This window comes from Streptomyces sp. NBC_01537 (genome assembly GCF_045040445.1).
GTDB lineage: Bacteria > Actinomycetota > Actinomycetes > Streptomycetales > Streptomycetaceae > Actinacidiphila.
In genome coordinates this window covers 2069638-2095270 of the sequence record NZ_CP109392.1, presented here as the reverse complement: position 1 = coordinate 2095270, position 25633 = coordinate 2069638, and the positions used below count along the sequence as shown (strand labels likewise).

Annotated in this window: 24 protein-coding genes and 2 pseudogenes; 14 read left to right on the top strand and 12 right to left on the bottom strand. The window is 72.2% G+C overall.

Features of this window, described 5'->3' with window-relative positions; genetic code table 11:
• Positions 1–40: 40 nt before the first annotated feature.
• A complete protein-coding gene (locus tag OG607_RS09730; protein ID WP_405721299.1) occupies positions 41–493 on the bottom strand; it encodes a hypothetical protein in 453 nt (150 codons plus the stop codon).
• A 417-nt stretch (positions 494–910) separates the two neighbouring features.
• Positions 911–1846 (bottom strand): catalase family peroxidase, encoded by a 936-nt coding sequence (locus OG607_RS09725; protein WP_405721296.1) that lies wholly within the window; start codon positions 1844–1846, stop codon positions 911–913.
• A gap of 170 nt (positions 1847–2016) precedes the next feature.
• On the opposite strand from OG607_RS09725, the gene uraD reads away from it, so the two are divergent.
• From uraD to OG607_RS09705, 4 genes are read left to right on the top strand one after another with little or no spacing between them, the layout of a single operon-like run.
• Positions 2017–2520 (top strand): 2-oxo-4-hydroxy-4-carboxy-5-ureidoimidazoline decarboxylase, encoded by a 504-nt coding sequence (uraD, locus tag OG607_RS09720; RefSeq protein ID WP_405721293.1) that lies wholly within the window; start codon positions 2017–2019, stop codon positions 2518–2520.
• Positions 2517–2906, top strand: a complete 390-nt coding sequence (gene uraH, locus OG607_RS09715) for a hydroxyisourate hydrolase (protein WP_405721290.1) — start codon at positions 2517–2519, stop codon at positions 2904–2906. The genes uraD and uraH overlap by 4 nt, the downstream gene beginning before the upstream one ends.
• A gap of 3 nt (positions 2907–2909) precedes the next feature.
• Positions 2910–3788 (top strand): factor-independent urate hydroxylase, encoded by an 879-nt coding sequence (gene pucL, locus OG607_RS09710; RefSeq protein ID WP_405721287.1) that lies wholly within the window; start codon positions 2910–2912, stop codon positions 3786–3788.
• A 14-nt stretch (positions 3789–3802) separates the two neighbouring features.
• On the top strand, positions 3803–5182 hold the full coding sequence (locus OG607_RS09705) for an 8-oxoguanine deaminase (protein ID WP_405721284.1): 1380 nt from the start codon (positions 3803–3805) through the stop codon (positions 5180–5182).
• Between the two features lie 83 nt (positions 5183–5265).
• Here the strand turns inward: OG607_RS09705 and OG607_RS09700 are convergent, their stop codons facing one another.
• From OG607_RS09700 to OG607_RS09690, 3 genes are all read right to left on the bottom strand, one after another.
• Positions 5266–5700 carry a hypothetical protein gene (locus OG607_RS09700; RefSeq protein WP_405721281.1) on the bottom strand — a complete coding sequence of 145 codons (435 nt, stop codon included), beginning with the start codon at positions 5698–5700 and terminating at the stop codon, positions 5266–5268.
• 214 nt (positions 5701–5914) lie between these two features.
• Positions 5915–6223, bottom strand: a complete 309-nt coding sequence (locus OG607_RS09695; RefSeq protein ID WP_405721278.1) for a hypothetical protein — start codon at positions 6221–6223, stop codon at positions 5915–5917.
• Positions 6224–6226: 3 nt separating this feature from the next.
• Complete coding sequence (locus tag OG607_RS09690; protein WP_405721275.1) at positions 6227–7126, bottom strand: hypothetical protein; 900 nt, start codon at positions 7124–7126, stop codon at positions 6227–6229.
• Positions 7127–7239: 113 nt separating this feature from the next.
• Between OG607_RS09690 and OG607_RS09685 the strand changes: the two genes are divergently transcribed.
• Genes OG607_RS09685 through OG607_RS09660 form a run of 6 tightly spaced genes read left to right on the top strand, consistent with a single transcriptional unit; the run spans position 7240 to position 14221 of the window.
• Complete coding sequence (locus OG607_RS09685) at positions 7240–8952, top strand: FHA domain-containing protein (protein WP_405721272.1); 1713 nt, start codon at positions 7240–7242, stop codon at positions 8950–8952.
• The gene (locus tag OG607_RS09680; RefSeq protein WP_405721269.1) at positions 8949–10526 is read left to right on the top strand and encodes a serine/threonine-protein kinase; all 1578 of its coding nucleotides are present in this window, start codon (positions 8949–8951) and stop codon (positions 10524–10526) included. The genes OG607_RS09685 and OG607_RS09680 overlap by 4 nt, the downstream gene beginning before the upstream one ends.
• Positions 10527–10548: 22 nt before the next feature.
• Positions 10549–11943 (top strand): hypothetical protein, encoded by a 1395-nt coding sequence (locus tag OG607_RS09675; RefSeq protein ID WP_405721266.1) that lies wholly within the window; start codon positions 10549–10551, stop codon positions 11941–11943.
• A 19-nt stretch (positions 11944–11962) separates the two neighbouring features.
• Entirely contained in the window at positions 11963–12601 is a 639-nt protein-coding gene (locus tag OG607_RS09670) for a TMEM175 family protein (protein ID WP_405721263.1), read from the top strand.
• A 52-nt stretch (positions 12602–12653) separates the two neighbouring features.
• Positions 12654–13517, top strand: a complete 864-nt coding sequence (locus tag OG607_RS09665) for a MerR family transcriptional regulator (protein WP_405721260.1) — start codon at positions 12654–12656, stop codon at positions 13515–13517.
• A complete protein-coding gene (locus OG607_RS09660; protein ID WP_405721257.1) occupies positions 13514–14221 on the top strand; it encodes a hypothetical protein in 708 nt (235 codons plus the stop codon). The genes OG607_RS09665 and OG607_RS09660 overlap by 4 nt, the downstream gene beginning before the upstream one ends.
• On the opposite strand, the pseudogene OG607_RS09655 reads toward OG607_RS09660, so the two are convergent.
• The 5 genes and pseudogenes from OG607_RS09655 to OG607_RS09635 all read right to left on the bottom strand — a co-directional run.
• Positions 14112–14510 (bottom strand): annotated as a pseudogene (locus tag OG607_RS09655) (SpoIIE family protein phosphatase); the annotation flags it as partial. The gene OG607_RS09660 and the pseudogene OG607_RS09655 overlap by 110 nt on opposite strands.
• A gap of 15 nt (positions 14511–14525) precedes the next feature.
• Positions 14526–16142, bottom strand: a pseudogene (locus OG607_RS09650) (IS200/IS605 family accessory protein TnpB-related protein).
• Positions 16143–16391: 249 nt separating this feature from the next.
• Positions 16392–16811: an FAD-dependent oxidoreductase gene (locus OG607_RS09645; RefSeq protein ID WP_405721254.1), complete on the bottom strand. Its 420-nt coding sequence runs from the start codon at positions 16809–16811 to the stop codon at positions 16392–16394.
• Positions 16812–16815: 4 nt separating this feature from the next.
• Complete coding sequence (gene aceB, locus OG607_RS09640) at positions 16816–18420, bottom strand: malate synthase A (RefSeq protein WP_405721251.1); 1605 nt, start codon at positions 18418–18420, stop codon at positions 16816–16818.
• Between the two features lie 102 nt (positions 18421–18522).
• Positions 18523–19143 (bottom strand): NTP transferase domain-containing protein, encoded by a 621-nt coding sequence (locus OG607_RS09635; protein ID WP_405721249.1) that lies wholly within the window; start codon positions 19141–19143, stop codon positions 18523–18525.
• Between the two features lie 231 nt (positions 19144–19374).
• On the opposite strand from OG607_RS09635, the gene OG607_RS09630 reads away from it, so the two are divergent.
• Both OG607_RS09630 and OG607_RS09625 read left to right on the top strand, forming a co-directional pair.
• Positions 19375–19653 (top strand): DUF5955 family protein, encoded by a 279-nt coding sequence (locus OG607_RS09630; protein WP_405721246.1) that lies wholly within the window; start codon positions 19375–19377, stop codon positions 19651–19653.
• A 64-nt stretch (positions 19654–19717) separates the two neighbouring features.
• Positions 19718–21280, top strand: coding sequence for a serine/threonine-protein kinase (locus tag OG607_RS09625; RefSeq protein ID WP_405721243.1), 1563 nt, complete (start codon positions 19718–19720; stop codon positions 21278–21280).
• On the opposite strand, the gene OG607_RS09620 is transcribed toward OG607_RS09625, so the two are convergent.
• Positions 21272–22036, bottom strand: coding sequence for an IclR family transcriptional regulator (locus OG607_RS09620; RefSeq protein ID WP_405721242.1), 765 nt, complete (start codon positions 22034–22036; stop codon positions 21272–21274). The genes OG607_RS09625 and OG607_RS09620 overlap by 9 nt on opposite strands.
• A gap of 259 nt (positions 22037–22295) precedes the next feature.
• Here OG607_RS09620 and allB point away from each other — a divergent pair, with 259 nt between their 5' ends.
• Together allB and alc are read left to right on the top strand one after the other, a co-directional pair.
• Positions 22296–23654: an allantoinase AllB gene (allB, locus tag OG607_RS09615; protein ID WP_405721240.1), complete on the top strand. Its 1359-nt coding sequence runs from the start codon at positions 22296–22298 to the stop codon at positions 23652–23654.
• Positions 23651–24754 carry an allantoicase gene (gene alc, locus OG607_RS09610; protein WP_405721237.1) on the top strand — a complete coding sequence of 368 codons (1104 nt, stop codon included), beginning with the start codon at positions 23651–23653 and terminating at the stop codon, positions 24752–24754. The genes allB and alc overlap by 4 nt, the downstream gene beginning before the upstream one ends.
• Here alc and OG607_RS09605 read toward each other — a convergent pair.
• On the bottom strand, positions 24726–25610 hold the full coding sequence (locus tag OG607_RS09605; protein ID WP_405721234.1) for a helix-turn-helix transcriptional regulator: 885 nt from the start codon (positions 25608–25610) through the stop codon (positions 24726–24728). The genes alc and OG607_RS09605 overlap by 29 nt on opposite strands.
• Positions 25611–25633 lie beyond the last annotated feature (23 nt).

Genomic DNA, 25633 nt, shown 5'->3' with positions numbered 1-25633 from the left:
AGGCGCTGCCCCAGGTCAGGCCCAGGTCAGGAGCCCAGGCTCAGACCTGAGGTGATTTCATGGACACGACGGTCTTCGAGTACGCCTCTTCGTTCTGGATGTGCTGATTCAGCATCGACTCGGTGAAGCCCTCGTTGGTCTCGTGGTTCCTGGCCATCGCGGCCAGGCCGCCACCGATCTCCTGGAGCTTGGCGGCGAGGTGTCCCATCGACTCGTACATGCCGTTGCGCAGACCCTCGTAGACGACGCCGTACTTCTCTCCGATCTCGTCGTCGCCCCATGGAGGTGAACCGGCCTTGCTGTCGAGCGTCGTCAGGCCGCTCCAGAACTGCTCGCCCATGGAGGCGTCGCTCGGCGGAGACCCGCCCTCCAGTGCCGTGAGGCCGTTGACCAGGAGCTTCACCGCTGACCGGAAGTCCTTGCCGATGTCGGTGAAGGCTTTGCCCTCGGTCCTGAGGGTTTCCACCTGGCTGCCGAAGCTGTCCCGTCCCATCGTTGATCCCCCGTCCCCGTTCTGCTCAGCCGACCCATGGCAGAGCTGAAGTCAAAGGTTACACAAGAGAGCTGACGGTGATTCAAGTACTTGTCAGGCAGAGCACATCGGCCCGCTCAGACCGACCGCATGCCCACGACCAATGCCATGGCGACCACCAGTAGTCCGTACGCACCAAGCATCCGCCGCCGGGAGCGGGCCGGGTGGGCGAGGATGAACGGCCCTCGCCCAGAAACCGCAGTGCTACTCCGCTCCCCAGGAGCCATCCTCAGTGAATCCGACTCACGAGATCACGCCTGAGTAAGGTTCTTGTCTACAACTACCTGAACCGGGAGAACGCCGCCCGGGACACAAAGGCGCAGGTAGAAGGCGAGTAGGTGAGCGGCCGGAACCCTCCGGGCGGGTCCCGGTCGATGGTCAACGGCCTCCCGCCCGGCGCTCATAGGAGACGGCGTAGGCCTGGCTGCGGAACGCGAGGACCGGGTCGTCGGAGAGTTCGATGCCGGGTGTGATCCGGGTGGGGTCGTAGACCTGGCCCGCCCAGTGCTCCTGGTCCGCGACCGGGGCGGTGACCTGCAGGTGGCCCGCGATGATCTCGGGGCGGTCAGCCGGCCACGGTTTGGTCGGGTCGTCGGTGGGGTCGCAGTCCTGGCCGAGCTGAACGTGGAGCGTGAAGCCGACGGGGCCGTCGGCGAGGCGCTGGACCAGCTCCTTGGCCAGGTACTCGGGGTCTTCGTCTGCCGCCGTCTCTTCCTGCAGCTCCTGCAGCCCGGCGTCGGGCTCCCAGCGGTAGTGGACCGAGCGCCGCTCGCCGTGGGCGTCGACCCAGATGAAGGCGTGGATGGCCCAGTAGCGGGCGGTGCCGTAGCTGACCGGTATGGGCATCCGGCCGGCCTCCTGCAGGCCGAGGGCGGCCGTGGGGTGCGCAGCGGCGTACGCCTGGACCTTCGCCGGGTCGGGGGCCCCGGTGGCGGGGTCCTTGCTGAGGGCGTCGAGGAGCTCCAGGAACTGCTCGGGGGTGGCCGCGAAGAACACCGGGATGTTGACGGAGACGATGTCGGTAGCCGTTCCGTCCGGCAGCAGGAAGCGCGCCGCGAGGCCGCGGCCGGCCCGGACCCCGTCGGGCACGGTCGGGTTGGTGTTGGAGTTCGAGAGGCGCAGGACGACGGGCGTCGGGTCCGACTGGAGATGGGCCGCCGTGGTGAGGGAGGCGACCTTGCCGGAAGGGGTGAAGGTGGCGTCGAAGCACAGTCCCCGGGCGTGCACGCGCCGGTGTCCGGGGTAAGTGCCGCTGACGCGCTTGATGGCATCGACGGCCGTGAGGGCCAGGGGGGCGGGGGAGTGGTCATCCATGATCGGAGTCCAGGGAGGGCGAGGACGGTCATGGCCAGAGGCCGGGTTGCCAGGGCGGCTGTCCCTGTAAGAGTCCCCGGCCGGGCCCGGGGGCGAAGGACCGCGACTCGTAACCGGAAGTTTTCAACAAAGTGTTGACGCAAGCTGTCGCGCGCTCTTAGCGTGCGGTTGTGACTTCCAGCGCTTCGCCGGGCCTGACCCGGTTCAACACGGCGGATCCGTCGGAGACGGCCCGGCTGCTGCACGAGGCGTGCGCCAGCAGGGCCTGGGGTGCGGCGGTGGTCGCGGGACGCCCGTACGGCAGCCTCGACGCGGTGCTGCGGGCCAGCGACACGGCCATGGCGGCGCTGACGGCGGAGGATCTGGCCGAGGCGATGGCGGGGCATCCGCCGATCGGGCGGCCGAAGCCGGGGGACGCGACGTCGGCGCGTGAGCAGAGCGGTGTGCAGGAATCGCTGCGGGAGGAGCTGCTCGAGCTGAACCTGGCGTATCAGGAGAGGCACGGGCATGTGTTCCTGATCTGTGCGACGGGCCGCAGTGGCGACGAGATGCTCGCGGCGCTGAAGGAGCGGATCGGCAACGACACGGACAGCGAGCGCGAGATCGTCCGCACCGAACTGGGGAAGATCAACCGCATCCGCCTGACGCGGCTGATCGAGGAGGACCCCGTATGACATCCGTGTCCACCGTGTCGAGTGTGTCCACGCACATCCTGGACACCAGCATCGGCCGCCCCGCCGAGGGCGTGCCCGTCCGGCTGGCGGTCCGCGCCGGGGGCGAGGCCCCGTGGGCGCCGCATGGAGCGTCGAAGACCGATGCCGACGGCCGCTGCAAGGATCTGCCCGAGCTGCCGGAAGGCACCACGCACGTACGGCTGGAGTTCCTGACCGAGCCGTATCTCGCCAGTAAACAAGCCGCCAGTAAGCAAGCCGAGGACCAGCAGGCCGGGACCGCCTTCTTCCCGGAGGTGGCGATCGTCTTCGCCGTCGCGCCGGGCGAGCACTATCACGTACCGCTGCTGCTCAACCCGTTCGGCTACTCCGTATATCGAGGGAGCTAACCGATGCCCACCTATCTCGGCCCGAACCAGTACGGCAAGGCGGAGAACCGCGTCGTGCGCATCACGCGCGACGGAGCGACCCACCACATCAAGGACCTGAATGTCTCCGTCGCGCTGTCCGGGGACATGGAGGAGGTCCATCTCTCGGGCAGCAACGCCAACGTCCTGACGACCGACGCCACCAAGAACACGGTCTACGCCTTCGCCAAGGAGTACGGGATCGAGTCGGCCGAGGCCTTCGGCATCCACCTCGCCAGGCACTTCGTCACCAGCCAGGAGCCGATCAGGCGGGCCCGGATCCGGATCGAGGAGTACGCCTGGGAGCGGATCACGCAGGCGCACTCGTTCGTGCGCAAGGGCCAGGAGACCCGGATCAGCGAGATCACCTACGACGGCGAGAGCTGGCAGGTCATCTCCGGTCTCACCGGCCTGGTGGTGATGAACTCCACCGACTCGGAGTTCTGGGGCTACGTCAGGGACCGGTACACCACCCTGAAGGAAACCCAGGACCGCATCCTCGCCACCGAGGTCAACGCCCGCTGGCGCTTCAACTGGACGGACGGCGACGAGGCGGGCGCCCCGCAGTGGGAGCAGTCCTACGACGAGGTGCGCAGGCACCTGCTCGAAGCCTTCGCCGGGACGTACTCGCTCTCGCTCCAGCAGACCCTGTACGCGATGGGGTCGCGGGTTGTCGACAGCCGCCCCGAGATCGACGAGATCCGGCTCTCGCTCCCCAACAAGCACCACTTCCTGGTCGATCTGGCGCCCTTCGACCTCAAGAACGACAACGAGGTCTACTTCGCGGCCGACCGCCCCTACGGCCTCATCGAGGGCACGGTCCTGCGGGACGGCGCCGAGGCCCGCATCCCGGTCACGGACTGAAAGGCTCCTACGCCATGACTGCTGAGCGCATCGTCATCGAGAACTGTTCCGTCGCCACGGTCGACGCCGCCGGCACCGAGTACGCCACCGGTCATGTCGTCGTCGCGGGCAACCGCATCGAGTCGGTCGGCGCGGGCCCCGCCCCCGAGGGGCTGGAGGGCGTGGTCCGCCGGATCGACGCCACCGGGCATCTGCTGACCCCCGGCCTGGTCAACACCCACCACCACTTCTACCAGTTCCTCACCAGGGGCCTGGCCACCGACCACAACCTCTTCAACTGGCTGGTCACCCTCTACCCCACCTGGGCCCGCATCGACGAGCAGATGACCTACGCCGGCGCCCAGGGCTCGCTGGGCATGATGGCCCGCGGCGGCGTCACCACCGCCGCGGACCACCACTACGTCTTCCCGCGGGGCTCCGGCGACCTGTCCGGCTCCATCATCCGGGCCGCCTCCGAGATGGGCGTACGCTTCACCCTCGCCCGGGGCTCCATGGACCGGGGCGAGTCGGACGGCGGCCTGCCGCCGGACTTCGCCGTCGAGACCCTCGAAGGGGCGCTGGCCGCCACCGAGGAGACGGTCGACCGGTACCACGACGCCTCCTTCGACGCGATGACGCAGGTCGCGGTCGCGCCCTGCTCGCCGTTCTCGGTCTCCACCGAGCTGATGCGCCAGGGCGCCGAGCTGGCGCGGCGCAAGGGCGTACGCCTGCACACCCACGGCAGCGAGACCGTCGAGGAGGAGCAGTTCTGCAAAGAGCTGTTCGGCATGGGGCCCACCGACTACTTCGAGTCCACCGGCTGGCTCGGCTCCGACGTGTGGATGGCGCACTGCATCCACATGAACGACTCCGACATCGCGGCCTTCGCCCGCACCGGCACCGGCGTCGCCCACTGCCCGTCGTCGAACGCCCGCATCGCCGCCGGCATCGCCCGCGTCCCCGACATGCTCGCCGCCGGGGTCCCCGTCGGCCTCGGTGTCGACGGCACCGCCTCCAACGAGTCCGGCGAGCTGCACACCGAACTGCGCAACGCCCTGCTCATCAACCGCCTCGGCGCCCACCGCGAGGCCGCCCTCACCGCGCGTCAGGCGCTGCGCCTGGGCACCTACGGCGGCGCCCAGGTCCTCGGCCGCGCCGACCAGATCGGCTCCATCGAGCCCGGCAAGCTCGCCGACCTCGTCCTGTGGAAGCTCGACACCATCGCCCACGCCTCCATCGCCGACCCGGTCAACGCCCTCGTCTTCGGCGCCGCCGCCCCGGTCACGCTGTCGCTGGTCAACGGCAAGCCCGTCGTCGAGTCCGGCCGCCTCACGATGGTCGACGAGGACGCGATCGCCCGCAGCACCCGTGCCGAGGCCCAGCGACTCGCCCGGATCGCCGGTCTCGCCGGCTGAACCCCGGCCGGGGGAGGGACGGCCCCCCGGCCGGTTGACGCCGCCCCCGGCCCGAATCCGGGGGCGGCGTCGTTTCACTCCACTCACTTCGGCAGGCCCCGCCGCTGCCGGTTGTACGCGGTCATGGCCGCCGACGCGCCGATCACCCAGGCCGCCGAGACACCCAGGACGAACGCCCAGAACCCGAACCCGCCGTCCTGCTTGCCGCTCACCGACCACAGCAGCAGGGCAGCCGGCCCCACGGCGACGAGCGGGCCCAGCAGCCACCAGACGAGGTAGGTGCGGCATATCTCGCGGCCGGCGAGCGGGGTCTCCTCGTGCACGACGAATCCGGTGACCGATCTGCCGGTGGTGCCGGTGGTCGTGTGCGCGGTCCTGCCGACCGTCAGGCGATGGCGGCGCAGCGGTATCACCGGCAGGTCGAGCAGGACCGCCCACTCCGTGGCGTGGTGAGTGCCATCGCGGTTCCGGTTGCTGTATCCGAGATACTTCGTGCCGATTCCGTTCCAGGTCGACATTGTCCGTCCCCTCCCTTTCGGTCCACTGTGCCCAGGGCGGAAACGGTTCCAAACCAGCAACGGTGGTGCGGGCGGGGCGAATGCGCTGCTTCGGGACTTGTGTGGATCCTGTGTCAGCCCTTATAAGTTTCGTGCAGGCATTCGGGGGAGGCCGTCCAACGGTCGCGGAATGCCTATGACCAGGGGGATCCTCCGCTGCCCGCCGGGATCAACTTCAGTGCACGAGACCGACGGAGTACGTGAGGTTATGAGCGACCACGCCTATCGCGATGCCCTGGCCAGGCTGGCTGTCGACCCCGAGTTCGCGGCCCGGCTCGACGGCGATCCCGATGTGGTCGCCCGCGCGCTCGGCCTCTCGCCCGAGCAGGTGACGCAGTTGCGTCGGCTCCGCGTCGACTCCGGGACGGCGGACGGACCGGCCACGCTGGACGCGCGGCTGTCCAAGTCCTCTCTCTTCTTCGGCAGCGCGGCCCACGCACTGGCCCATCACGACGCCTCCGCCGCGCACTTCGCCGGTGACCACGACTCACCCGCCGCGGCGGAGGCCGCCGGCCCCGAGGCCTCCAGCGGGTTCGACCTGTCCTCGACGGGCACCAGCAGCCTGCTGGGCGGCGGGCTCCTGCACACCAGCCCGGCCGGTCCGGACGACGCGGGCTTCGGCGACTTCGGTTCGTTCGACGACGGGTCCGGTTCCGGGTCCGGTTCCGGCGGCGACTTCGGTGGCTTCGGAGACGGCGGCGAAGGCGACTTCGGCGGTTTCGGCGGCCATGGCGGCGGCGAGGGCGGTTTCGGCGGCGAGGGCGGCCACCTCGGCGTCGGCCACGGCGGCGTCTACGAAGAAGGCGGCGAGGGCGGGGGAGACGGCGGGGGAGACGGCGGTGGTGACGGTGACGGCGGCGGGAGCCAGGAGAACGGCGACCGCGGCGGACGCGGTGGCGGCGGCGGTGGCGAAGGCGGCGGGGGAGACGGCGGTGGCGGCGGTGACGGCGGCGGGAGCCAGGAGAACGGCGACCGCGGCGGACGCGGTGGCGGCGGCGGTGGCGAAGGCGGCGGGGGAGACGGTGGTGGCGGCGGTGACGGCGGCAGCGGGCGCGACGGCGGCGGGGGCGGGGGCCAACCCGGCGGTGGCGAAGGCGGTGGTGGCGAGGGCGGCGGCGGTGGTGACGGTGGCGGCAGCCAGGAGAACACCGGCCGTCGTCCCGGCGGGGGCGGTGGCGAGCCCGGCGGTGGCGGCGGCGGTGGCCAAGGCGGTGATGACGGTGGTGACGGTGGCGGCAGCCAGGAGAACACCGGCCGTCGTCCCGGCGGGGGCGGTGGCGAGCCCGGCGGTGACCCGGGCGGCGGTGGCCGGGAGGGCCTCCTCGGCGGCTCCGAGAGCACGCGTGGCGGCGTGACAGCCCCCGGCGCCGGTGGGATCAGTACGCATCTGTCGCCCGCGGCGCCCGGCACGGCGACCCCCGGCGGCCTGTCCGGCGGTACGTTCACCAGCGGTTCCGGGACCGGCTGAGCCGGATGCTGTGCCATGTCTGCCGTGTCCATGTGCGGCGGGACTTCCCGTACTGCCTGCACTGCGGCACCCTCCGCCGGGGCGCCACGCCGGTCTCGTTCGCAGCGCCCCGGCTGCGCGGCGTGGACGACCCCGCGCTAGTCGTACCGCTGACCGGTCAACTGACCACACTGGGCCGGGACGCGGACAACGACATCGTCCTCCCGGACGCCAGTGTGTCGCGCCGCCATGCCCGGATCGTGCGGACCGACACGGGATTCCGGGTCGAGGACCTGGACTCGTTCAACGGCACGGCGGTCGGTGAACTGAGCCTGCACGGCGGTTCCGCGCTGCTGTCCGACGGCGCCGAAGTGTCGGTCGGTGACGTCCGGCTGGTGTTCGAGCAGCCGCGTGACGCCGGCCGGATCGGCTCGCGCACCATGGTGGTGGTCGGCACTCAGCTCACCCAATTCCCCGCCGCCGCCCCGGAGGAGGAGGTCCCGGAAGCGACCGGCCCACTGACCGCGCGGGTGCGCCGACGCGGCGGCTGGGCGCTCAAGCAGGTGCCGACCGGCCGGGACGAGCCCTACTGGGTGCTCAGCAACACACGCACCGGGGCGTATCTGCGGCTGGACGAGCGCGAGGTCTTCCTGTGGAACGCCATCGACGGCGAGAACACCGTGCGGGACCTGCTGTTCACCTACGCGGACCGCTTCGGTGAACTCGCTCTTCCCCGGATCGAGGCCGCGCTGGCGTCGTTCGCCGGTGCCGGGCTGCTGCGCGGACTGCCCGGGCAGCCGGAGGAACGGGAACCGAGCGGATGGCGCCGGGCCGGGAAGGCGCTGTACCGGGCGCTGCTCAGGCTGGAGGTGTCCGTACCGGGTATCGACGGCGCGGTGTCCCGGCTGTACAGCGGTTTCGGCTGGCGGTTGTTCACCAGGACGGGCGTGGTGGTGGCCTGGCTGTCGGTCGCCGGCGGCGTGGTGGCGTTCTTCGGGGCCCAGGGGCGGCAGCGGCTGCTGGACTTCGGGGGGTCCGGCGTCTGGGGCCCGCTGGCGCTGGCCGCGGGGTACATCTGCGCGCTGGTGGTGCATGAGTTGGTCCACGCGCTGGCGGTGAAGTCGTACGGCCGCAAGGTCCGGCGCGGCGGGTTCATGCTGATGATGGGCATGCCGTTCGCCTTTGTGGACACCAGCGACATGTGGTTCGGCTCCCGCTGGTCGCGCGTGGTGGTGGCGCTGTCAGGACCGCTGTCGACCGCGGCCCTGGCGGGCTGGTGCGCCGTGGGCGCGGCGTATCTGCCGGCCGGCCCGGCCTCGGCCGTGCTGTTCCATCTGGCCTTCGGGCTCTACATGAACACCCTGTACAACTTCAATCCGCTGATGCCGCTGGACGGTTACCAGGCGCTGACCGACGCGCTGCGGGTGCCCCGGCTGCGCGAGGAGGCGAGCGCCTACTTCCGCAAGGGGCTGTGGCAGGACCTGCGCTCGGGCCGCCGGCCGGGGCTGCGGCAGGCGGGCATGGCCGCGTACGGCCTCGCGGTGGTCGCCGGGACCTACGGCTTCCTGGTGCTCGCGCTGCTGGCCTGGCGCTCCCGGCTCGGCGACCTGCTGGACGGCCGGCTGAGCCCGCCATGGGACGCGGTGGCCGTGGCGGCCGTCGTGGCCCTGGTGGCGTTCCCGGTGTGGGCGGGGCTGGTCCGGGCGGTGCTGCGGGTGCTACGGCGGCGTACGGCCGGCAGCCCGGCCGTCGAGGGGGCGGCATGAGCGGCGGACCGGACGGCTACGGCGACTGGGCGGTGCCCGGCTACGCGGCCGTGCGCAGCCTCGGTGAGGGGGCGGGCGGTCGCGTCGTACTGGCGCGGCACGAGGCCACCGGCGTACCCGTGGCGATCAAGTACCTGGGCGAACGGCTCCGCGGCGACCAGGAGTTCCTGGCCCGCTTCCGGGCCGAGGCGCGCCTGCTGGGCGACCTTCGCCACCCCTGCGTCGTCCGGCTGTACGAGTACGTCGAGGCGCGCAGGGGAGCCGCGATCGTCATGGAGGCGATCGACGGGATCAGCCTCCGCGAACTGCTGCGCTCACAAGGGCCGACCGGCCCGGAGGCAGCACTGGTGGTGCTCAAGGGCTCGCTGCTGGGGCTGGGCGCCGCCCACGCGGCCGGAGTGGTCCACCGGGACTACAAGCCGGAGAACGTCCTGGTCCGCCTCGACGGTTCGAGTACGCTCGCCGACTTCGGCATCGCCCTGCGCGCGGGCCGTGTCGCGGACGTGGCGGGCACGCCCGCGTACATGCCGCCCGAGCAGTGGGGAGGCGAGCCCGCCGGGCCGGCGGGCGATGTGTACGCGGCAGCGGCGGTGTTCTTCGAGTGCCTGACCGGCCGGCGCCCCTTCGACGGCGACGATGCGTCCGCGCTGCGGCTGCAGCACCTGCGGGCGCCCGTCGCGGTGGACGGGATACCCGAGGCGGTACGCGGGCTGGTGCGCCGGGGGATGGCCAAGGACCCGGCGGACCGGCCCGGCGTCGAGGCGTTCCTCGCCGAGCTGGAGCGGGCCGCCACCGAGGGCTACGGTGCCGGCTGGGAGGAGCGAGGACGCCGTCGGCTCGCCGAACTCGCCGCGCTGCTCGCCCTGTTGTTCCCCTTCGCGACAACGGCGGTGGGCGGGACAGCGCTCGCGCTGACCGTGCTCGGCCGGTTGAAGCGCAACGCCTGGAGGGCCGCCGTCGGGGCGGCCGCGCTCGCTGTGGTCATCGGCGGGGCGACGCTCGCGATGCCGCCGGGCACGCACGACACGGTGACGACCGCGGCCACTTCGGTACCGTCCGCGCCGCCCCGGTCCCCGTCGGTCCCGGTGACCGGCGGGCCGCCCACCGGCTCGGCGAGCCCGTCGCCGAGTGGTGTCACTGCCGTCCCCTCGACTCCTTCGGCGAGCAGCCCACCACCCGTCACGTCCACCAGCGCGGCGCCTTCGCCTTCGCCTTCGTCATCGGTGTCTCCTTCGCCGTCTCCATCTCCGTCTCCCACGGCGGGTACGGTCCGGATCACCATCAACTCCTGGCAGCGTGAACAGAAACCGGGCACCTGGCTGATCGCCGACGTGACGGTGCACACCACTGGCACCGGACCGCTGGCCGTCACCGCGAGCTTCTTCGCCAACACCCCGGCCGAGCCCTACGGTTCCCGGACCCAGCCGCTGTCGGGCAGCACCCAGTACTCCGTGATTTTCGAGGCCGACTTCTCCAACCACCCGTGCAAGGGCACCTGGAACGTCTCGGTCACCAGCGACCCGACGGCCGCGAACGGCACCCAGTCGGCGTCGAAGGACGCACCGCCGTGCTGACATCCGAAGGGAGCACGCCGAGATGACGCCATCCGCTTCCGCGTCCGCAAGTGTTGCTGGCCGTCCGCTGTCCGGCTGGTCGCGCCGGTCCCCCGCCGGCGTCTGGCATGCCCTGGGTTCCCAGGACGCGCCCAGGCTGGGAGCGCTACGGATCGACCCTGCCCTGCTCGCGCCGGAGGGCGCCCGCGAGAGGCTGGTGGCCTCCGTGCTCGCGGTGGGTGCGCTACGTCTGCCCGGCGTGATCGCCGCGGTCGACCTCGTGGAGGAAGAGGGGGAGGTGTGGCTGCTCACCGCCCGGCCACCGGTACCGACGCTCGCCGATCTGCTGGCCGCCGGCGACGGGGCCGGCGATGCGGCCGGTCCGGACGCGGGCAGCGTCGCCAGCGTCCTCAACGAGACCGCCCAGACCCTGCTCGCCCTGCACGCGGCCGGACTGGCCCATGGATCACTGGGTGCCGACACCGTCGTGCTCGCCCCGAACGGTGCGGCCCTGCTGGCCGCACCGGCACTGTCGGAATGCGCCCCGAGCGAGGACGTCACAGCCTGGGCGGCTCTCGCCCGAACCCTCGGTGACGCCTGGGCGGTGGACGGCACCACGGCAGCGGAGCTGTTCGCGCGCTGCCGCGACACCGCCGCCTCCGACGGCCTCGCCGCAGCCCGCCGGACGCTCACCGGCGGGCGTTCGGTACTCCCCGAGGGATTCCTGGAGCGAGCCGCACTGCGCGCGGCCGTGGACGCGTACAGCCAGGAGCCCGCCGCCGCGTCCGAACCGGCTCCCGTGTCCGAACCGGCTTCCGGTACAGCAACCGACGAGCAGGCCACCGTCCTCGGCAAGCGGAACCGCGTCCCCCGTACGGCTGACCCGGACCCGGACCCGGACACGAGCGAGCAGGCGGGCGAGGACGGGGACATCCTGCTGCGCTTCGGCCCCGGCGTCCCCCTCGACGAGCAGGAAACCCTGCGCGCCCTGTGGCCCGTCGCAGCCCCGGCACCGGCCCGCCGTAGCCGTCGGCGGGCCTGGCTGGGCGCGACGGCGGCCCTGGCAGCCTTCGCCGTGGCGCTGTGGCTGCTGCTGCGCCCAGGCGCGGGCCCGGCCGTCATCGGCGCCGAAGTCCGTGCGCCCACCGCCGAGTTGCGATGCGGCCAGACCGCCGACCTGGTCGGGGTCATGACCACCGACGGGCGCGGTGGGCCCGTGACGTACCGCTGGTTGCGCAGTGACGGCCAGGACTCGGGTGAGTTGACCGAGACCGCGCGGCGGGGCGAGCGCACGGTGACGGTCCATCTCCGCTGGACTGTAAGGGGCTCCGGGCTGTTCCGGGGCAGCGCCCGGCTGCAGGTCCGCCCGTCCGGTACGGCGGGAGGGGCGCCGGCCCCGATCGAGGCCCGGGGAACGTTCGGATACTCCTGCCCATGACGTAGGAAGCGGTGACGAGATGAACGAGTCGGGACGGGTGGAAGCGTTCAGCGACGGGGTGTTCGCGATCGCGATCACGCTGCTGATCCTGGAGATCAAGGTGCCCGAGGGCGCCGGCGAGCATCTCTGGACGGCCCTGGGGGCCCAGTGGCCGTCGTACGCGGCGTATGTCGTCAGCTTCCTGGTCATCGGCATCATGTGGGCGAACCATCACACGGTCTTCGGGTACGTCGCGCGCGTCGACCGGACGTTGCTCTTCCTCAATCTGCTCCTGCTGCTGGTCGTGGCCGCCCTGCCCTGGCCCACGGCTCTGCTGGCCGAGTATCTGAGGGAGGGGGAGGCGTCACATGTGGCCGCGGCGCTCTACAGCGGCTTCATGGTGGCGCACGCGTTCACGTTCGGGCTTGTGTGGTGGTGGCTGACGCGCACGGGGCACCTCTTCGACGCCCGGGTCGATGTCGAGGCGGCGCGGGCGACCCGGGGGCGGTTCGCGCTGGGGAATCTGATCTACCCGGCGCTCGTGGGTCTGTCGTTCGTCTCGGCGCCGCTGACCCTCGCCCTGCACGGGGCCATGGCCGTGTACTACGCCCTCAACCAGCTGCCCATCCCCACAAAGGAAGGCGCCGGGGAAGGCGCCGGGGAAGGCGGAACCACCTGACCGGCTGCGCCGGGTTTGAGGTTCCCGCGCGGCAAGGTTCTACATTCGGCGCATGGACGGACCCGAGCTGATCACCGTCGGACAGCTGGCGCGCCGCGTCGGGCTGACCGCGAAGGCGCTGCGGCACTACGACCGCGTCGGGCTGCTGGCACCCGCGCTGGTCGACCCCGCGACGGGATACCGGTTCTACGGGCCGGAACAGGTCGCCCACGCGCGGCTGGTGCAGCTTCTGCGCTCGGTCGACGTGCCGCTGGAGCAGATCAGGGAGTGTCTGGCGATGCCGGACGACGAGGCGGGCATCCGGCTCGTCCTGGTGAAGCACCGGCGCAGGCTGCAGGCCCGCCTGGACCGGCTCCGGGGCGAGGTCCACCGCACGGATCATCTCATCGAGGACGGAATCGAGGCACCGATGGCCGACACGGAAGCCAAGGAAGCCAAGAACGGCAAGGGCGGCATGGAAGACAGGGACGCCGAGCGGCGCTTGGCCATCGAGCTGTTCAACGGGGTGTGGCGGCTGCTGGAGAAGGAGGACCGCACGGTGGAGGAGGACGACGACATGGTGCACATGGCTCACGCATCGCGCCACCACTGGGGCCGGGTCGGCGTTCCGGCGAATCTCAGCCGCGGCGAGTGGCAGTGCTCGCGCGTCTACGCGGTGCTGGGCCGCGCCGAACCCGCGCTGCACCACGCCCGGCGCGGGCTGGAGATCTGCCGTGCCCATGAGATCGGCGACTGGGATCTGGCCTTCGCCTACGAGTCCCTGGCGCGCGCCAGCGCCGTGGCCGGCGAGAAGGAACAGGCCCGCGCCTGGACCGAGCAGGCCCTGGCGGCGGCCGAGGACATCGTCCAGGACGAGGACCGCGAACTGGTGCTCACCGACCTGGAGACCATCCCCGCACAGCCCCGATTCTGGTGAGCCTGCCCGCGGACGCCGAACTCGGCCACCTCCGCACCCAGGCCAAGGACCTGCGGCTGGCCGTGATCAACGCACACCCGGGCGCACACGCCCGAGCGGCGGCCATCGGCGCCGGGCCGGTGGATCCGGCCCGCTTCGGCCTGCACGACGCCCAGGCGGTGATCGCCCACGAGTACGGCTTCCGGCGCTGGCAGGACGTGGTCTCGGCGTTCGGCAGCCGCCGGCCGAGCCAGGGGGACCTGCACCGGTGGTTCGCCGTCGAGCTCAACAACGAACTCGGCGACCTGCTGTTCGAGCTCACACCGCACACCCCTCGCGCCGAGCAGGACCGCGCGCTCTACCAGGCGTACGCGGCCTGCTTCCACTGGCTGGAGGCAGGATCGGGCACCGTGGCCAACCACGGCCGCGCCGAGTACACCATCGCCTGGACGGCCCTGGCCATCGGCCGCCCGCACATCGCCGTCCTGCACGCGCCCCGCTACGCGGAGCTGATCGCCCAACAGCCGGACGCCTTCACCGACTGGGACGGGGCCCTGGCCGCCGAGGTCCTGGCCCGGACGGCCGCCGCCACCGGCGCACCGGACGCGGGGGCCCTCAGGTCCCACGCCGGCCATCTCGCCGGGCAGGTCGCCGACCCGGGAGCGCGGGAGGTCGTACAGGACCGCCTGGGCCGGCAGCCCTGGTTCGGACTGTCACAGGGCTGACGGGGCCGGCGCGACCGACCAGGACCGGAACCGGGCGACGGCCAGCAGGGCCATGTCGTCGCTGCCCCGCCTGCAGCAGGACGGATCCGGGCGGGAAGGGGAAGGTGTCGACGGAGTCCGAGTCCGGATCGCGGCCCGCCGCCAGCGCGCCGAGGCCCAGCGGCAGGGCGTTGCGGGACGGCTCCGCGCACCGGACGGAGCCGTCGGCGGTGAGCAGCAGCGGCGGGGGATGGCCGCGGTTGAGCAGCCGGATCCCGTCGCTGCCGGGCGGGAACTCGGCCAGTACGGCGGTGGTGAACCGTTCCTAGAGACTGAGCGGGAGTGAGTCCTGTTGCCAGGTCTCATGCTCAGCCGCGTGTCCCGAACGGTGTTGGGCACGCTGGTCTCCCGCGTTCGCTCCGCGTCCGGGCGGCGCGCATCGTGTGCGTGGTCCGGGAATGCGGGGGCGGGGTCCCTCACGCCGGAGGATGCCCGGTCGGGCCTGGACGGTCCGATGCCCACGACGATCGCTCCGGTCGTCGTGGGGCGGTGCCGTCCGTCGCCGGATCGGGTGTCCTTGGGCGCGCCTGCCGATCGCGATGCTGGCCGCATCGTGTCGGCTGGTCTTGCGGGTGTTGCTGGTCGTGGGGCGTTGCCAGTGCTGGGCGCCCCACTTGGATGTGTAGGCGGGATCGACGGCGATGACCGCGATGCCGGTGGCGTCGGCCATGGAGGTGAGGCGGGCGCGGAGTCTGCCGGTGGGCATGCCGGAGATCAGCTGCCGGAACCGCTTCTTGCGGCCGTGTTTCTCGCGGGTCTTGTCGGTGGTGAAGTCCAGGTCCTCGATGGCGATGGCCTTCACGCCGCAGGTCCTGGCCCAGTGCAGCAGCCGGGACAGGGCGTGGCGGACCTGGGCATCGCGGTGTTCCGCGCGTCCGGTCAGGTCGTAGGAGAAGCGGCGCGGGCTGCCGATCGGGTTGCCGTGCCGGTCGAGCCGCCAGGCGGCGAGGTGGTCGGCGTTGGTGTCCACCCCGATCACGCCATTCGCTAGGGCCGCCTCCAGCGGAACCACGGGCACGGGCGCGTATTGCCAGGCGGCGGTCACGTACCAGCGGCCCCGCGCGACGTCCAGATGGATGCGGTAGGCGACGGCCCAGTTCGCTTCCACGCGGTCGGCCCACTCCTGGCCCCGGTGCGGGAAGGTGACCCGAGCGGCCAGGACGTACCGGCCGTATGGGGCGTTGGCCAGTGCGGCCAGCGGGGCGGGGAGTTTGATGCTGATCTCGCCGTCCGGGGTGACGCGGATGGTCTCGTTGCCGTACCGCTTCCCGGACTCCCCGTCAGCGGCGAGGAACCAGCGCTCCGCCTCCCACCGCTGCCGCCACTGCGCCTCGGTGAGGTGGGCCTCGGCGAGGTGCTGCCGGGTGTTCGCCAAACGCTTGCCACCCCGGACCGCGTGCACGCGTCCGGCCCGCCAGTCCTGAACAGCCGCCGCGTGCCGGACCTCCAGCGCGACCAGCCGACGTGACTTGGCATGCCACTCCCGTGCGGACCGGTAGCCGCCCGGAGCATGCTTGGATCCCTTCTCGCCCACGGGCAGTGACAGGCGGTGCCGGATCGCCCGGATTCCGGCCTCCAGGCTGTGGATGTGCGCCGCCTGACAACGCCGCGACAGTGCCCACTGATCGTGCGACGCCTTGGTGAGCGTCCCGGCCCACCGGGACGACGACAACGCCGTCAGCCCCTGCTTCCGCGCCGCCCACGCGTCGGCGGAATGCTCCAGACTGTCAGAGCACCGCGCCTTGAGATCCCGCGAGGCGAGCGCGCCTAGGTGCGCACCCACCAGCCGCAGTACCCGATCGTCCTCGGCCGTCAGGCGCTTGAGCCGGTCACGCACTGCCACACCCGACGGACCCGGAACGACGAACGGCCCGGCCGGCATCCGCAGACCCGAAACCGATCGCGCCGCCCTCCCGCGCACCACACCCACCCCCGCCCAGCGTCCGATCCGCTCGTCACGCGGATCAACGAACCACCTCGGGAAAGGTCACATGTTCACACCACGAACATCCAGGCGCTCCGCCCAAAAGCCGGGCAGTGCACACTCACGCACGCACCCACGTGCGCGGTAGTACGTGGACAACAGCAGTTGGATACCCCTTGTCGCGGGCTCCGGCGAGTCACCAAACTGTCAGCCGTTCTCAAGATCGTCGGCAGACATGTCGATCACCGGAGCACGGTAGCGCCACCCGGTGACGAACCCCGGCCGCAGTCTTTCCGGACGGCAGGGCCGGGCGTCCACCAGGGCCGCCCAGTCGGGCAGTTCGCGGGCGGTGCGGGACTCGTGGGCGCCGTCCAGCATGCGCACTCCGGTGGTGGCCGGATCCCAGGCCAGTGCGGCGAACTCGGTCAGCGGCCGGCGGCCCCACTCCCGGACCCGGCCGAGCGGTTCGACCAGGTAGGGGTCCCACATCGCGCCCGCGCGGGCCGAGGTGGTGGCGGAGGCGGGCTGGGCCGTGTCGACCCGCACGGCCAGGCCCGCCTCCGCCAGGCATACCGCGGTGGTCAGGCCGGAGACGCCCGCGCCGATGACCACCACGTCGTCAGCCATGGGCTCAGCCCGTCAGCTGCTCGTACGCGGGCAACGTCAGGAAGTCCACGTACGTCTCGTCCAGCGCCGTCTTGAGCAGCAGGTCATGGGCCTGCTGCCACCTGCCCGCCGCGAAGGCCTCCTCGCCGACCTCGGCGCGGATGGCGGCCAGCTCGTCGGCGGCGAGGCGGCGGACCAGATCGGCGGTCGCCTTGTCGCCGCTGTCGGTGAAGACGACGCCGGCGTTGATCCACTGCCAGATCTGGGAGCGGGAGATCTCGGCGGTGGCCGCGTCCTCCATGAGGTTGAAGATGGCGACGGCGCCGAGGCCGCGCAGCCAGGCCTCGATGTAGCGGGTGCCGACCTGGACGGCGTTGCGCAGGCCCTCGTAGGTCGGCCGGGCGTCCAGGGAGTCGATGGCGAGCAGCTCGGCGGCCTCGACGTGGACGTCCTCGCGGAGCCGGTCCTTCTGGTTGGGGCGCTCGCCCAGGACGGCGTCGAAGGAGGCGCGGGCGATCGGGACCAGGTCGGGGTGGGCGACCCAGGAGCCGTCGAAGCCGTCGGCGGCCTCGCGGTCCTTGTCGGCCTTGACCTTGTCGAAGGCCACCGCGTTGACCTCGGCGTCGCGGCGGGAGGGGATGAAGGCCGCCATGCCGCCGATGGCGTGGGCGCCGCGCTTGTGGCAGGTGCGCACGAGCAGCTCGGTGTACGCGCGCATGAAGGGGGCGGTCATCGTGACCAGGTTGCGGTCCGGGAGGACGAACTTCTCGCCCGCGTCGCGGAAGTTCTTGACGATGGAGAAGAGGTAGTCCCAGCGACCCGCGTTGAGCCCGGAGGCGTGGTCGCGGAGCTCGTAGAGGATCTCCTCCATCTCGAAGGCGGCGGTGATCGTCTCGATGAGGACGGTCGCGCGCACCGTGCCCTGCGGCACACCCACGTAGTCCTGGGCGAAGACGAAGACGTCGTTCCACAGGCGGGCTTCGAGGTGCGACTCGGTCTTGGGGAGGTAGAAGTAGGGGCCCTTGCCCTTGGCGATCAGCCTTTTGGCGTTGTGGAAGAAGTACAGGCCGAAGTCGACCAGGCCACCGGGGACCGGCTCGCCGTCCACGGTGAGGTGGCGCTCGGCGAGGTGCCAGCCGCGCGGGCGGGCGACGACGGTGGCCAGCTCGGCGTCGGGGCGCAGGGCGTAGGTCTTGCCCTCGGGGGAGGTGAAGTCGATGCGGCGCTCGTAGGCGTCGATCAGGTTGATCTGCCCGGCGATGACGTTGTGCCAGGTGGGGGCGGAGGCGTCCTCGAAGTCGGCGAGCCAGATCCTCGCGCCGGAGTTGAGGGCGTTGATGGTCATCTTGCGGTCGGTGGGGCCGGTGATCTCGACCCGGCGGTCATTGAGGGCGGCCGGGGACTCGGCGACCTGCCACTGCGCGGCGCGGACGGGGGCGGTGTCCGCGAGGAAGTCCAGGGTGCCGGTGCGGGCGATCTCGTCGCGGCGCTCCTTGCGGCGGGCGAGCAGTTCGGCCCGGCGGGGTGCGAAGCGACGGTGGAGCTCGGCGATGAAGGCGAGGGCCTCGTCGGTCAGCACCTCCTCCGAACGTTCGACGGGGGGTGCGGTGTCCGCGACGACGGCTGACATGGCGGTGGCTCTCCTTGACTGAGGCTTCTGCTGTGTGGAGCCTAGTTTCTGCATTGCGGAAGTTCAACGTTTTGTGGCACTGAGTGCAGCCTCGCATCCGGATCACCGCAGAAGCCGCAGGTCGTCCGGGGTGTCGATGTCGGCGGGCGCGGCGATGTCCCCGCACTCGACGAGCCGGATCCGCGATTCGTACCGCTTCAGATAGGAGCGTGCCCCCTGGTCGCCCACGGCACTCGCCGCCACCCCCGCCCAGTGCTCGGCCCCCAGCAGGATCGGATGCCCCCGCTTCCCGTCGTACGCGGCCGCCGCCAGGCTCCCCGGCGACCCGTACGCCCCCGCCACCCGCGCCACCGCCGCCGCGCCGATCCCCGGCTGGTCCACCAGCGCCACGATCACCGCCTGCGCCCCGCTGCCGCCCAGCGCCGCCAGCCCGGCCCGCAGCGAGGAGCCCATGCCCTGCTCCCAGTCCGGATTGACGGTCAGGTCGTATCCGGCGAGGTCGGCATGGCCGCGTACGTCCTCGGCGGCGGCGCCCAGCACGATGCGCACCGGCGAGCAGCCGCCGTCGCGCAGCGCGCGGGCCGCGTGCTCGACCAGTGGCCGGCCTGCGTAGGGGAGCAGCGCCTTGGGCCGCCCGCCCAGGCGGCGGCCGCCCCCGGCGGCCAGCAGCAGACCGGCGATCGGAGCCGGGGCGGTGTCCCTGGCGGTGTCCGTGTGTGCCATGTCCGCTCGATCCCTCGCTGATTGTCGCTAAATCGGCCGTAGGCCAAGGAAGTTGGAATGTTTTTTAGCTCTCTGTATGGCGAGCACTGCGCTGTGTCGCGTTTACTGTCCTCCCCGCGCTCCGCGAGGGAGCCGGACGGTTGTGCGAACTGCAGGGGGCATAGCTGTGGGGAATATTCTGTGGTGAAGGACCGGAGTGGCGCGAGCGCCGCGCTTCACGACGGGGGGAGCGTGGATCCGAGAGTCGAGGCCCTGCGTGCCGCCGTGGCCCGGCTCCACCGTGAACTCGCCGGGTACCGGGCGGAGTTACCGGACCGCTGGGTCGCCGAGGAGGAACTGTCCGCCCTGGCCGCCGAAACGGCCGCCGGCGAGCCGGAGATGGAGCGGCTGCGGCGCTCCCTTCTCGTCATCGCCGGGGCCCTGGGCTCCGTGAGCGCGCTGGGGAGCGCCCTCACGGAGGTGCGGCGCGCCATCGAGCTCTTCGGGGGGCCGCCTTTGGGCGAGGACTAGCCAGGTAACAGCCCGGTAGGGTCGGTGCGGGAATTCGGACGTACGGCCTGGGGAGCGGGGATCGATGGCCGGGGAGACACAGCCATTGGCGGCGGACGATCCGGCGACGGTGGCGGGTTACCGGATCGCGGGACGGCTGGGCGCGGGCGGGATGGGCAGGGTCTATCTGTCCCACACGCCGGGCGGCCGGCCGGTCGCGATCAAGGTGATCCGCCCCGAGTTCGCCGAGAACGAGGAATTCCGCCGCCGCTTCCGCCAGGAGGTGCACGCGGCACGCCGTGTCCAGGGCCTGTTCACCGCCTCGGTGGTCGACGCCGACACCGAGGGCCCCCGCCCCTGGCTCGCCACGGCCTACGTACCGGGCCCGGCGCTGTCCGCCGCGGTCGCCGAGCACGGCCCGTTCGCGCCCGGTGCCGTACTGCCGCTGGTGGCCGGCGTCGCCGAGGCGCTGCAGGCGATCCACGCCGCCGGGATCGTCCACCGGGACCTGAAGCCGGCCAATGTGCTGCTCGCGCCGGACGGCCCCCGGGTGATCGACTTCGGGATCGCCCGGGCGGCCGACGCCGCCCTGCTCACCGGCACCGGCATCAGCCTGGGCACGCCCGCCTACATGGCCCCGGAACAGGCCGTCGGGCGGCCGGTGACGGGCGCCGCCGACGTGTTCGCGCTGGGCCTGGTGGCGGCGTACGCGGCGACCGGCAGTCCGGCCTTCGGCGAGGGGACCTCGGGCGCGGTGCTCTACCGGATCGTCCACGAGGACCCTGATCTGAAGGGTCTCCCGGACGAGTTGAGGGAGCTGGTCAGCGGCTGCCTCGCCAAGGACCCGGCGGAGCGGCTGTCCCCGGCGGCCGTCGTCGCGATGTGCCACGCCCTCAGCGGGGACACGCCGTTGCGGCAGCCGGAGCGCTGGGTGCCGGACGCGGACGCCGACGCGGACGCCGACGCGCGGGCGGCCGGGCCGGCTCCGGGATTCGGCCCGGCTCCGGCCCCGTACGCGCCGTACACGGCGATGCCGAGCCCGGCGGCCCCCGAACCTCCGCCGGAGCCCGGCCCCGAGGCCAAGCCCGAGCCGGAGGCCAAGCCCGCGCGCGGCCGCCCCGGCTGCAGCGTGACGATCACCATCGCGGCCGCGTTCGCGGCGGTCGCCGTCGGCATCGGCTTCGCGGTGCACAGCCTCAATACCGGCAGCGCGAAGTCCAGCGCCGACGGCGGCCCCGCCATGAGCGCGCCGGGCAGCGTCGCCGGGAGCGCGCCCGCGTACGGCTATCAGGCCCTCACCCTGCCGGACGGCAGTGGCCTGGCGCTCTCCGACGACCCGCCGCGCGTCCGCAAGGGCGGCGGCGACCTCGTCTTCCGCGTCCGCGAGGGCCTGACCGCCGGGCGCGGCAGCGTCCTGTCCCTGCTGGGTGCGCAGGACGAGTCGACGGAGGCCGCCTGCGGGAAGGCCACGAGGCAGGCGCTGGACCCCGTCCCGGCGGCCGGGCTGGCGGCGGGGGCGCGGATCTGCGTCGTCGGGCACGACGGGGAGACCGGGCTGGTGACCGTCCGGTCGGTCCAGGCGGCCGGCCTGACGGTCGATGTGGTGGTCTGGCCCGTGCAGCCGCAGCCGTCGGGCTCCTCAGGCTGAGGTGTTGCTGGCCAGTGCGGCCGAGAGCTGCCGGGCCACGTCCTGCAGGACGGGGACGATCTTGTCGGTCGCGGCCTCGGTGACCCGCCCGGCAGGGCCGGAGATGGAGATCGCGGCGGCGGTGGGGGAGTCGGGGACGGTGACCGCGAGGCAGCGGACCCCGACCTCCTGCTCGTTGTCGTCGACCGCGTAGCCGAGGGTACGGATCCGCTCCAGCTCGGCCAGGAAGTCGTCCGGCTCGGTGATGGTCCGCTCGGTCGCCGCCGGCATTCCGGTGCGCGCGAGCAGCGCCCGTACCTCCTCCGGCGCCACCTGCGCGAGGAGCGCCTTGCCGACGCCCGTGGAGTGCGGCAGCACGCGCCGCCCGACCTCGGTGAACATCCGCATCGAGTGCCGCGAGGGCACCTGGGCGACGTAGACCACCTCGTCGCCGTCCAGCAGCGCCATGTTCGCCGTCTCGCCGGTCGCCTCGACCAGCTCCGCCAGGTAGGGGCGGGCCCAGGTGCCGAGGAGGCGGGAGGCGCTCTCGCCGAGCCGGATGAGGCGGGGGCCGAGCGCGTAGCGGCGGTTGGCCTGCTGGCGTACGTAGCCGCAGTCGACAAGGGTGCGCATGAGGCGGTGGATGGTGGGCAGCGGCAGACCGCTGCTGGCCGACAGCTCGCTCAGGCCGACCTCGCCGCCCGCGTCGGCCATCCGCTCCAGCAGGTCGAAGGCACGTTCAAGGGACTGGACACCCCCTGCGCGGTCTGACGACACCGTTCCTCCCCAGAGCGGATAGTGAGTAGTGAGAGCGCAGCCTACCGGCCGGGGCCCGCCGGCTGATCTCTTCCCTCCGGAAGGCGGATTCCATGTTGTGGAATCCTCCAAGCCTACGATTGCGGCAATGGTGAGGCAATGCCCCCGAAACAACGCCACGGAAAGATCTTTCCGCACTGTGGACGACCCTTGACGGCCGTCGGGTAGTGCGGCAGATTTCTTCAACGGAATGTTGAATACGCGTCCTGGGAGGCCGTGCATGCCCGAGGCAGTCGACACCGTCCTGCGCTCGACCCGGGTCGTGACGCCCGAGGGGACCCGCCCGGCGGCCGTCGCCGTCACCGGCGGCGCGATCACCGCCGTATGGGCGTACGAGGGCGAGATCCCGCCCGGCGCGACGCTCGTGGACCTCGGCGACGACGCCCTGCTGCCCGGCCTGGTCGACACCCACGTCCACATCAACGACCCGGGCCGCACCGAGTGGGAGGGCTTCGAGACCGCCACCCGCGCGGCCGCCGCCGGGGGCGTCACGACGCTGATCGACATGCCGCTCAACAGCATCCCGCCCACCACGACCACCACCCACCTGGACATCAAGCGCGACACCGCGCTCGGCAAGGTCCACACCGACGTCGGCTTCTGGGGCGGGGCCGTGCCCGGCAACCTCAAGGACCTCCAGCCGCTGCACCACGCCGGCGTCTTCGGCTTCAAGTGCTTCCTGCTGCACTCCGGCGTCGACGAGTTCCCCGCCCTCGGCCCGGCCGAGCTGGCGGACGCGATGACCGAGATCGCTCGCTTCGACGGCCTCCTCATCGTCCACGCCGAGGACCCGCACCTCATCGACAGCGCGCCCCCGCCCGAGGGCCGCGCGTACGCCGGCTTCCTCGCCTCCCGCCCCCGCGACGCCGAGAACACCGCGATCGACGGCCTGATCGCCCTCGCCAAGCGGCTCGACTGCCGGGTCCACGTACTGCACCTGTCCTCCGCCGAGGCCCTTCCGCTGATCGCCGCCGCCAAACGCGAAGGCGTACGCCTCACCGTCGAGAGCTGTCCGCACTACCTGACACTGACCGCCGAGGAGGTCCCGGACGGCGCGACCGAGTTCAAGTGCTGCCCGCCGATCCGCGAGGCCGTCAACCAGGACGCGCTGTGGGAAGGGCTGATCGACGGCACGATCGACTGCGTCGTCTCCGACCACTCGCCGTCCACCGCCGACCTCAAGCACTTCGACACCGGCGACTTCGGCCAGGCCTGGGGCGGCATCTCCTCCCTCCAGCTCGGCCTGCCCGCCATCTGGACCGAGGCCCGCCGCCGCGGCCGCACCCTGGACGACGTCGTGCGCTGGATGGCCGCCGCGCCGGCCGCCCTCGCCGGCCTGACCGGGCACAAGGGCGCCATCGCCCCCGGCCACGACGCCGACTTCGCCGTCCTCGCCCCCGACGAGACCTTCACCGTCGACCCGGCCGCCCTCCACCACCGCAACCAGGTCACCGCCTACGCCGGCCGCACCCTCAGCGGTGTCGTACGCAGCACCTGGCTGCGCGGGCAGCAGATCGCCGACCACGGCCGTCCCACGACCAGTCCTTCGGGCACACTCATCGAACGGGAGACCAGGTGACCCAGATACCCCGCTTCACCGGCGACGCCCAGCCCTATCCCGGCGGGGACCCCTACGCCGACTACCGCAGCGCGGAACTGCCCTTCACCGGCCTCGTCGACCTCGCCGACCGGCGCCTGGGCGCCGGCGTCATCGCGGCCAACGACGAGTTCTTCGCCGAGCGCGAGAACCTCCTCGTCCCCGAGCGGGCGGAGTTCCGCCCCGAGCACTTCGGCCACAAGGGCCAGATCATGGACGGCTGGGAGACCCGCCGCCGCCGCGGCACCGACGCCGACACCCCGCACCCCGTCGACGCCGACCACGACTGGGCCCTCATCCGGCTCGCCGCGCCCGGCATCGTACGCGGCGTCCTCGTCGACACCGCCCACTTCCGCGGCAACTACCCACAGCAGGTCGCCGTCGACGCCACCTCCGCCCCGCTGTCCGCCTCCCCGGAAGAGGTCGCCGCGGCCGACTGGACGGAACTCGTCCCCCGTACGGCCATCGGCGGCCACGCCGCCAACGGCTTCGCCGTCTCCGTCGAGCGCCGCTTCACCCATCTGCGCCTGCGCCAGTTCCCCGACGGCGGCATCGCCCGCCTCCGCGTCCACGGCGAGGCCGTCCCCGACCCCGCCTGGCTCACCGCGCTGGGCACCTTCGACCTCGTCGCCCTGGAAAACGGCGGCGCCGCCGAAGACGTCTCCGACCGCTTCTACTCGTCCCCCGTCAACCCCATCCTCCCCGGCAGATCCCGCCGCATGGGCGACGGCTGGGAGACCCGCCGCCGCCGCGACAAGGGCAACGACTGGGTCCGCTACCGCCTCGCCGCCCAGGCCCTCATCCGCGCCGTCGAGATCGACACCGGCTACTACAAGGGCAACTCCGCCGGCTGGGTCTCCCTCTCCGCCCGCGACGGCGACACCGGCGACTGGGCCGAAATCCTCCCCCGCACCCGCCTCCAGCCCGACACCGTCCACCGCTTCATCGTCGACGCCCCCGCCGCCACCCACGTACGCATCGACACCTTCCCCGACGGCGGCATCGCCCGCCTCCGCCTCCACGGCTCCCTGACGGACGCGGGCGCGCGGCAGCTCACCGACCGCTGGGAGGCGCTGGGCTGAACCCCACCGGTGTGGTCGCGACCCAGCTGCGGAGCAGGTCGAGCGCATCGGCCGAGGGGGTGCCGGGGTCGGTGAGGTAGGTGACGATTCGCACGTCGGGGGCCGAGTCGAGGGTCAAGGGCTCGAAGGCGACGGTGAGTTCGCCGACGACGGGGTGCCGGATCGTTTTCGTGCCCGCCGTGTGGATCCTCACCGTGTGCCCTGCCCACCAGGTGCGGAACTCGGGGCTGTGGGTGGCGAGCTCGCCGACGAGGGCCATGAGGGCGGGGTCGGACGGGTCGCGTCCGGCGATCAGACGCAGGGCCGACACGACATGGCGGGCGTCGTGTTCCCAGTCGGCGTAGAACTCACGGGCGCGGTCGTCGCCGAAGAGGTAGCGCGTGTGGTTGAGCGGCCGGCCGTTCTCGGGGAACAGGTGCGGGAAGAGCGCTCGTCCCAGGGCGTTCGCCCCGAGTACGTCGCCGAGGCGTCCGAGCGCGACGGCCGGGACATCCGGCATGGCGTCGATGAGCTGCTCCGCCCGCTGCGGCAGACGCGGCCGGGGCCTCGCGCGGGGTGTCCTGGCGCCTTCGGAGGCCGACCGAGCGAGGTCGAACAGGTGCTTGGTCTCCGCGTCGTCCATGCGCAGGGTGCGGGCCAGGGACCGCAGCACGCTCTCGGAGACCCCGCGGAGGTTCCCGCGTTCCATCCGGGTGTAGTAGGCCGTGCTCACCCCCGCGAGCTGGGCGACCTCCTCGCGGCGCAGCCCGGGGACCCGGCGCTCGCCGCCGAAGACCGTCACGCCGGCCTCCCCGGGAGTGAGGCGTGCCCGCATCCGGGTGAGGAACTGCTGCACATCGCGGCCGAGGTCATCCATACGGTCAACCGTAATCGGTCACG

Excerpts from the sequence above, each read along its gene's own strand:
- OG607_RS09730 (WP_405721299.1), bottom strand. The coding sequence starts at position 493 with ATGGGACGGGACAGCTTCGGCAGCCAGGTGGAAACCCTCAGGACCGAG.
- OG607_RS09725 (WP_405721296.1), bottom strand. The coding sequence starts at position 1,846 with ATGGATGACCACTCCCCCGCCCCCCTGGCCCTCACGGCCGTCGATGCC.
- uraH (WP_405721290.1), top strand. The coding sequence starts at position 2,517 with ATGACATCCGTGTCCACCGTGTCGAGTGTGTCCACGCACATCCTGGAC.
- pucL (WP_405721287.1), top strand. The coding sequence starts at position 2,910 with ATGCCCACCTATCTCGGCCCGAACCAGTACGGCAAGGCGGAGAACCGC.
- OG607_RS09705 (WP_405721284.1), top strand. The coding sequence starts at position 3,803 with ATGACTGCTGAGCGCATCGTCATCGAGAACTGTTCCGTCGCCACGGTC.
- OG607_RS09700 (WP_405721281.1), bottom strand. The coding sequence starts at position 5,700 with ATGTCGACCTGGAACGGAATCGGCACGAAGTATCTCGGATACAGCAAC.
- OG607_RS09690 (WP_405721275.1), bottom strand. The coding sequence starts at position 7,126 with ATGCGTACTGATCCCACCGGCGCCGGGGGCTGTCACGCCGCCACGCGT.
- OG607_RS09680 (WP_405721269.1), top strand. The coding sequence starts at position 8,949 with ATGAGCGGCGGACCGGACGGCTACGGCGACTGGGCGGTGCCCGGCTAC.
- OG607_RS09675 (WP_405721266.1), top strand. The coding sequence starts at position 10,549 with ATGACGCCATCCGCTTCCGCGTCCGCAAGTGTTGCTGGCCGTCCGCTG.
- OG607_RS09670 (WP_405721263.1), top strand. The coding sequence starts at position 11,963 with ATGAACGAGTCGGGACGGGTGGAAGCGTTCAGCGACGGGGTGTTCGCG.
- OG607_RS09665 (WP_405721260.1), top strand. The coding sequence starts at position 12,654 with ATGGACGGACCCGAGCTGATCACCGTCGGACAGCTGGCGCGCCGCGTC.
- OG607_RS09645 (WP_405721254.1), bottom strand. The coding sequence starts at position 16,811 with ATGGCTGACGACGTGGTGGTCATCGGCGCGGGCGTCTCCGGCCTGACC.
- aceB (WP_405721251.1), bottom strand. The coding sequence starts at position 18,420 with ATGTCAGCCGTCGTCGCGGACACCGCACCCCCCGTCGAACGTTCGGAG.
- OG607_RS09635 (WP_405721249.1), bottom strand. The coding sequence starts at position 19,143 with ATGGCACACACGGACACCGCCAGGGACACCGCCCCGGCTCCGATCGCC.
- OG607_RS09625 (WP_405721243.1), top strand. The coding sequence starts at position 19,718 with ATGGCCGGGGAGACACAGCCATTGGCGGCGGACGATCCGGCGACGGTG.
- allB (WP_405721240.1), top strand. The coding sequence starts at position 22,296 with ATGCCCGAGGCAGTCGACACCGTCCTGCGCTCGACCCGGGTCGTGACG.
- OG607_RS09605 (WP_405721234.1), bottom strand. The coding sequence starts at position 25,610 with ATGGATGACCTCGGCCGCGATGTGCAGCAGTTCCTCACCCGGATGCGG.